The organism is Moorena sp. SIO4G3 (assembly GCF_010692305.1).
In the GTDB taxonomy this organism is placed as follows: Bacteria; Cyanobacteriota; Cyanobacteriia; order Cyanobacteriales; family Coleofasciculaceae; genus Moorena; species Moorena producens_A.
Genome location: NZ_JAAHIG010000425.1, coordinates 1 through 7,191 on the forward strand (window position 1 = coordinate 1; position 7,191 = coordinate 7,191).

Sequence of the window (7,191 nt, forward strand, 5' to 3'; positions counted from 1 at the left end):
CACTGGAGCAAGCCAAAAGGCCGGTCAAAGACCGAGTTTACCCAGGAGCCGTGTGAGGGGAAACTTTCACGCACGGTTCTGGAGCGGAGGTGCCCCGGATAATACCGGGCATCGACCGTAACAAAGCGGTTAATAGACTAGGCAGGCAGCACCTTAAAATAAGTAGGCAACGTGAAGAACATGCCAAGAGACTGGCGCGTTGCGTAATCCGTTCGCGCAGCGTCGGCTTCGCCGAATCTAACGATTTGGTAGCCTACGAAGACTTAAGAGTTAAGAACCTAGTAAAAAATCACTGTCTCGCTAAATCTATTAATGACGCTGGTTGGTATCAATTCAGGAAATGGTTAGAGCATTTTGGGACTAAATTTGGTCGGATAACTGTTGCAGTAAATCCCGCTTATACTAGCCAAAATTGCTCTGATTGCGGTGAAACTGTTAAGAAGTCCCTATCTACTAGAACCCATACCTGTAAATGTGGGTGTGAGCTTGATAGGGATCATAATGCCGCAATCAATATCCGAAATAGAGCCATAAGTACGACGGGGCACGTCGGAACTTGGGTCATAGACCCGAACGCTTCAGGAGATTTGGCCTCTACTGTTCTTGGTTCCGACCAGGTTCAGCAAGCTGGGTCATTGATTGAAGAATCCCCGTGTCTTTAGACCGGGGAGTGTCAACTGCTAATATCTGGTCATCAACGGCAAAATCCACGTCAGCTTGATCCCGACCTGAAGCGAGATAATCCTTCTCGAAAGAATCCTTCAGTCCCGAAAGCAAATCATACTCCGGTTGCCAGTTAAGTTCCGTCTTAGCCTTATGGATATCAGCAAAAAAGTGCTGTAATCGAAATGGAAAAGCCTTGCGCTTGCCAAAATCAAACTGCTTGGGGTCATAATGCACGAGCTTAACCTCATCAGCCGACTTACCACAGGCCATAGCACAGGTTCGTGCTAAACCATCAAAGGTGACATAGCGTTCCCCGGACACATTGTAAATTTTCCCAATCGCTTCCGGATTCCCCAGTACTGCGGCCATTGCCCTCGCCAAGTCCTGACAATGACCTAACTGAGTAATGTGCATGCCATTACCAGGGATGGGAATAGTGCGATCGCGAACAATCCGGTCAAAAAACCAAGCCTCGACATCATTATAATTTTGGGGACCATAGATATAAGTTGGACGAATCGCGGTAAATGGCACCCCAAGTTCTTGTAGGTAAGCCTCAGTATGATGTTTACCCTTGTGGCGAGAATTGGGATCAACTGGATCTCCTTCGAGATGGGGTAACTGGTCCGACTTCAAATACACCCCAGCCGAACTCATATACACAAAATGCTGCACCCGGTCTTTAAAAATTTCCACTAACGGTTGAGTATCACTCAACTCCCGAGCATTATTATCGAAAATCCCATCAAACTCTTGAGACGATAACATTTCCTTGAGCTGATTCGGATCCTTGCGATCGCCATGAATCTGTTGGACTCCTGGCAGTGGCGCTGGCTTATTACCCCGATTGAACAGCACCACCTCATGGCCCATCTCCACCAAAACCTTGGTTAAATAAACCCCAACAAACCGGGTACCACCCATGATTAAAATTCGCATGGTCACTAATTACTAAAAACTTTGATTCACTGATTTATTAATTACCTCTGGGCGGACTTTGTGCCTTCGTGGTTCCAAACCAAACCACCCATAGCATTGTCAGCCATGCTTTGCGCGAGTGGGGGAAACCCCCGCAGGTCGGCGCTGCATCGCTGCCAGGACTTGGAGAGTTACTCTACTAGTAGGGGCACCCTACTACCTAAGGGGGTTTGGTGCCCAGTTTTGGGTAAGTCCTGATTCCTTAAAGTCGCAACTGAGTCACAGCAATATTACCCGAAAAACACACATCCACATCAGTACCAGGAGCGCGATCGCGTTTGTCATACTCCCCCTCATAATAGTAGTGATCCCCCTCCACACGATACTTTGTCGGTAACGGTTGAGTACTCGGTTCACAAAATACCACCTCTGGCTCAGGTGAACCCGGTTCCAAGTGAGGTAAATTCACATTCCAGTAAGTACCAGCAGCAATCGGACGATTCAACAAATCCGCCAACACCCTAGCTGTCCAACGACTGGCCACCTCCCAATTAATCACCCAAGGTTTTTTCATCCATTGGGAAATCGCAATACCTGGTATCCCCTGTATCGCCGCTTCCCTAACCGCCGCCACTGTACCAGAAATGTAAACATCAACCCCCAAGTTACCGCCAGCATTAATACCTGACAGAACCCACTTTACCTCTGGTATAATATGTGATATTGCAAGGCGAGTACAATCCGCTGGGGTACTAGAGACTGCATACTCATAGTCTGACCGACGTTGGACGTGAATCGGTTTATATGTAGTCACCTGATGGCCACAGCCTGAATGATGCTCCTTCGGAGCGATAATTACAAAATTACCGTTACCGTTGACCGCTTGCTCTAGTGCTTTAATTCCGGGAGCATCTATCCCATCGTCGTTCGTTAGGATTATAGTCATTAGTTTAGTCGTTAGTGGTTAATCATTAACAGCTGAGTATGGGAAACGATCTAATCCAAGCCAAACTATCAAGGAATATCGAAACCGTATTAGAAACTTAAAACCAATCATCTCAAATTGCTTGAGCATTTGCACCCTTATACTTCCTTTGGGTATAAACTTAGCTTTTGGTTTAGCTATGGAGCTTCAGCTCTGAGCTCCGTACAGCTAACAAGTTAATAGCTGCTGGCGCAGCCGGAAAGTAGCTCGTTAGCTGATCGCTCAAAGTATAGCTGGGTTATAGCTACCCATGAGCAGCGATCTTACAACCTCAGCTCAAAATCTTTCAAGCAACTGTTATGGCAAGTCAGGGATACATCTACAACTTTCAACCTATTGGCCAACCAGGATTATGACTCAAAATAGCAAAAATCAGCCATCTACCCACTCTCAGCCAACTGTTAATTTTACCGAAGAAGAGCTGCAAGATATCTTACGCTATGCTAACGAACATGGTATTAATCCTTTTATACTAGTCAAAGTTATTGCCCAAAATCGGAAACAGAAAATTGCCCAGGCTCACAATAGGCAGATTCGGACCAGGGAAACCGTGTTTCAATAGAGGTTAGTGGACAGTAGCTAAAGTCCGTGTGAATTTGTTGGCGGTCAGCTTCTTTAACAAGAAGTAGTCGAGGTAATTCCCCTGCTACTCTATGCATAGTTAGGAAGAGTAAGCCAAAACACAATTTTTTTTTATTATGTCTTAACACTCTCAGAGAGTATCGGATATACTGAAATAGTAATGGTAAGGTCGATACCATTATAAAAATACAAACTAAGAAATAATTGACTATTAAATCCCTTATAAATGATGTTTGTAATTTAGATTATGAGCCACAAGTTCAAAAAAACTGGTTAGTCAGGATTTTAAAATACAGTACGTTCCTTAACCCTATGGATAGTAAAAAAAAAGTAACCGTTAGTCCAGGGCTAGTTCATTATGGTCTGAGATGGGCTGGTGCTAATAGAAATGCAATTTTAAATTGAACCTGGGGTTAAAACAACGGAAATAGCTAGTGTTAAAGATAGTATAGTCAAGTTGTTTGGGTCGCAGAATTAACTGATAGAGAGGTTCACATTCGGGATGCTCTAACTACCTTCTGGTAGTGAATAGGTTCATACTATAGGAAAAAAAGACTCTCCTACTAGATCCTACTACAATCAAAGATTTAAGCAATCAAAGATTTAAGTTACCATCTAATTTTTACGCATCACTCCTTACCAACAAAGGGATTCAGCCACTAAACTATTAAATTTAAATGGGGGACAGGTTAGTAGGGGAAGGTTGAATGAAATTATCTACGTAACTGGTGAACGATAACACTCAACAGTCCATAGCTGATAGTATCATCAGTATTCACCCTTACTTACCTGTTGGTTGAATAGAGTTAGTTTAATAGAATGTGGTTAACCACTATCACTGCTAGGCTTGTTGTGTCCAAGCAGTTCGAGATCGTTACTATTGCCTATAATCACTTTCAATCTCAGCTTAAAGAACCCTAATGCAGACTACAGCTTATAGTGAGCTTTTCCCACTATTTAATACAGCTACCCCAGAAACCTTAGAATGGTTTGAGTCTATAGCGGTGGAGCATGAGTACCCCACCGACCGAGCTATCATCATGGAAGATGCTTGGGGTAATGCTGTTTACTTTATTGTCTCCGGCTGGGTTAAAGTGCGACACTTACGCGGTGAAAACGATGTCACACTGGCGATTTTGGGTCGGGGTGACTTTTTTGGTGAAATGGCAATTCTTGATGAATCTCCCCGCTCAACCGATATTGTTGCCATGTCGAACGTGCGACTACTGACCATTTCTGCGCAACGCTTTATTCAAACTCTGTTTAAAGATCCCCAGTTGCACCATCGCATGTTACAACTGATGGTGCGACGGTTACGTCAAAGCAATGTCCGGTTACAAAATCGCTATCAGCCTCCAGCAGTTAATTTAGTCAATACTCTAGTTGGTTTGGCAGACAATTACGGTGAAATCACTGAAAAAGGCACAGAAATCTATAACATTTCCTATCAAGACTTAGCTGACATCACAGATATCAGTGTAGAGGATACTACCAAAATTATGGAAAAGCTTGAGAGTAAGGGTTGGATTAAAGTTGACCCGGAGCAGCAAACTATGCGCTTGATGAATATCAAGCAGCTAACTCAGCTGGTCAGACGAGGTAGCTCATGAGGCAAGATTAGCTCTAGGTGGTAGCTGCCCCACAACAGAGGCGTGGTTTGTGGGACTAAGGTTCCTAAAACCCACATTCCTTACTACTCACTACTCACCACATTGTCTTGTTCTAAAAGATTAAGAATTTTGAGGATTTGGCTCTGGGGCTTAGGCCACCCCCCGAAGGACTAATAGCCATTACCCTGACTCATTACCCTGATTCAGTAAATCCTCTTCCTACACCCCACACCGGCTTTCTCCACAGTGGTTCACCCTACAGGCTAACCCTAGACTCGTCACCCTGTATACTTTTCAAGTGGGTTGTTACCCTGTTAGGTTCTAAGGACTGGGTTAGGAGATTTGGCTGAATTCACCAATATCGGGCTTGATAGATTACTTACCGTAAGCTAATATTTCTTCATAAAGTTAAATAAAACTTAAATTAAATCACCTATCTACACCTGTAGGGTGCTGACTTACTCCCGGGGCATGTAGATAGATTAGGCCTAGCTTCTTCCCAAAAGCTAAAAACTTTCTGTAAGATAGCAGAATCAGTTTTTATTTGTGATAAAAGCACCGTCTTAAGTTTTACTAGCTCTCAATCAAGCTAATTTAGAAGATTTTTGGAGGACTATGATATGCGGATAGCTCAAGTTTCCCCGTTATGGGAGAGAGTTCCCCCACCAGGCTATGGTGGTATCGAACTAGTGGTTAGCCAACTCACTGATGAATTAGTTCGTCGCGGTCACGATGTTACCCTATTTGCGTCTGGAGATTCCATCACTAAGGCTAAACTAAAGTCTGTGGCTCCTCAGGCGTTGCGCCTTGACCCCTCAGTAGAGGCACCGGTAGTTTACGAACTACTGCAATTGGCTCAGATAGGCGAGGTGGCTGATGAGTTTGACCTAATTCACTTTCATACAGGGATGATCACCTTTCCGGTAATTGACTTGTATAAGACCCCTGTAGTTCATACCATGCATGGTCGCTTCGGCAATGATATTAGCAAGGCTTATGCGCGATACAGCCACATACCTCATATTAGCATCAGTAATCATCAGCGGTCATCTGGACCAGAGATGAATTATGTTGGTACCGTTTACAATGGTGTTAAAATTGAAGATTATCCCTTCAATCCAACAGCAGCCGATGACCCCCCCTACTTAGGGTTTTTGGGTCGTTTGTCAAAGGAGAAAGGACCTCATCATGCAATCAGAATTGCCCGTGAAACTGGCTGGAACTTGAAAATGGCGGGCAAGGTTGATGTAGTTGACCGGGAATTCTTTGAAGAAGAAATTGCTCCCCAGATTGACGGTAAACAAATTCAATACTTGGGTGAAGTCAGCCACGAAGAGAAGGTGGAATTATTATCCAAAGCTAGCCTGACCGTCTTTCCGATTACCTGGCCCGAACCGTTTGGTTTGGTGATGATTGAGTCAATGTGTGTTGGCACTCCAGTGATTGCCACGAACTTTGGCGCTGTACCGGAGGTGGTGGCCGACAAGAGAACTGGCATAATCTGTGCCAATCCTGAGGACATGATAGCTGCCATTCCAGAAGCTCTTAAACTCTCTCGCGAAGAGTGCCGTAAGTATGTGGAAGAGACCTTCAGTGTTCCCAATATGGTTGATGGCTATGAAGCAGCTTATCAGAAAGTGCTAGAACAGCATAAGTAAGCTAATCCCAAAACTTCAGCCCCTGTCAGTGCAGTTTAATCGTTTAGATCAGCGCTTTTCGCCTTTTCCAGATAATTATAGGAAATCGGGACACAAAACTCCCCATATTCATGGGGGAGATGTAGCCCACCACGGCACTTTTAAGTGCGGTGAATCTATTACTATGAAAACGTGAAGGCCAGTAGGAACAACCATATACAGTTTTGAAAGAATCTAGTTCAATCTAGTTAAGGAAAAATCCCTGGGAACCAGATCACTACTAGCTCGACTAGCCTACCTATAGGTGGCAAGCAATGGTAGTAATTCACTCCAAACATAAACATGAAATAGAGAAGTCCTGAGTTGCTAAGTTCATTGAGTTCTGAATAAGAAACAATGACAGCAAATGATTTATCTTAAACTGATTTATTTTAACAAAACTCGCGGAATTCCCCACCGTCTTTCACGGTGGGGATGGATAGCGAGACGAGGACTTGTTGGGAATCGTGTTAGAATAAAGTTGGTTGATGACCCACCTGACTGACTAAAAGGCTACCTTCAAGGTGTAAAAGTACTAGCAGAGCTCAGGGAAGAGACTTGCCCCGGCTGGTTAGCCATAGAGCTGTAATTCCATGGTAAGTCTGTCGTAAAAGTTATACGTCTGCGGAAGGCGGATGTCTGCCTGTGGACGCTGAGTAAGACCAATTCCAGCAGGCGCGCGCCTCCTAGGTCGGGTTCCCCGGCCTAGGGTCGCTCCTCTGGTTGAGGCATCGGGGACGCGCGCGGGAAACCT

5 protein-coding genes and 1 pseudogene are annotated in these 7,191 nt (G+C 44.5%); 4 read left to right on the forward strand and 2 right to left on the reverse strand.

Going from position 1 to position 7,191, the window contains the following annotated elements; genetic code table 11:
- Positions 1-113 precede the first annotated feature (113 nt).
- A pseudogene (locus tag F6J99_RS38820) lies at positions 114-662 on the forward strand (transposase); the annotation flags it as partial.
- Here F6J99_RS38820 and F6J99_RS38825 read toward each other — a convergent pair.
- A complete protein-coding gene (locus F6J99_RS38825; RefSeq protein WP_293121357.1) occupies positions 595-1,605 on the reverse strand; it encodes an NAD-dependent epimerase/dehydratase family protein in 1,011 nt (336 codons plus the stop codon). The pseudogene F6J99_RS38820 and the gene F6J99_RS38825 sit on opposite strands and share 68 nt — an antisense overlap.
- Before the next feature lie 241 nt (positions 1,606-1,846).
- Positions 1,847-2,530 carry a 5'/3'-nucleotidase SurE gene (gene surE, locus F6J99_RS38830; RefSeq protein ID WP_293121359.1) on the reverse strand — a complete coding sequence of 228 codons (684 nt, stop codon included), beginning with the start codon at positions 2,528-2,530 and terminating at the stop codon, positions 1,847-1,849.
- Between the two features lie 289 nt (positions 2,531-2,819).
- Between surE and F6J99_RS38835 the strand changes: the two genes are divergently transcribed.
- The 3 genes from F6J99_RS38835 to F6J99_RS38845 all read left to right on the forward strand — a co-directional run bounded on the left by F6J99_RS38835 (position 2,820) and on the right by F6J99_RS38845 (position 6,419).
- Positions 2,820-3,131: a hypothetical protein gene (locus tag F6J99_RS38835; protein WP_293121361.1), complete on the forward strand. Its 312-nt coding sequence runs from the start codon at positions 2,820-2,822 to the stop codon at positions 3,129-3,131.
- Between the two features lie 940 nt (positions 3,132-4,071).
- Positions 4,072-4,761 carry a Crp/Fnr family transcriptional regulator gene (locus tag F6J99_RS38840; protein ID WP_293121363.1) on the forward strand — a complete coding sequence of 230 codons (690 nt, stop codon included), beginning with the start codon at positions 4,072-4,074 and terminating at the stop codon, positions 4,759-4,761.
- 620 nt (positions 4,762-5,381) lie between these two features.
- A complete protein-coding gene (locus F6J99_RS38845) occupies positions 5,382-6,419 on the forward strand; it encodes a glycosyltransferase family 4 protein (protein ID WP_293121365.1) in 1,038 nt (345 codons plus the stop codon).
- Positions 6,420-7,191 lie beyond the last annotated feature (772 nt).

Coding starts and splice junctions, on each gene's coding strand:
- F6J99_RS38825 (WP_293121357.1), bottom strand. CDS start 1,605: ATGCGAATTTTAATCATGGGTGGTACCCGGTTTGTTGGGGTTTATTTA.
- F6J99_RS38835 (WP_293121361.1), top strand. CDS start 2,820: ATGAGCAGCGATCTTACAACCTCAGCTCAAAATCTTTCAAGCAACTGT.
- F6J99_RS38840 (WP_293121363.1), top strand. CDS start 4,072: ATGCAGACTACAGCTTATAGTGAGCTTTTCCCACTATTTAATACAGCT.
- F6J99_RS38845 (WP_293121365.1), top strand. CDS start 5,382: ATGCGGATAGCTCAAGTTTCCCCGTTATGGGAGAGAGTTCCCCCACCA.
- surE (WP_293121359.1), bottom strand. CDS start 2,530: ATGACTATAATCCTAACGAACGACGATGGGATAGATGCTCCCGGAATT.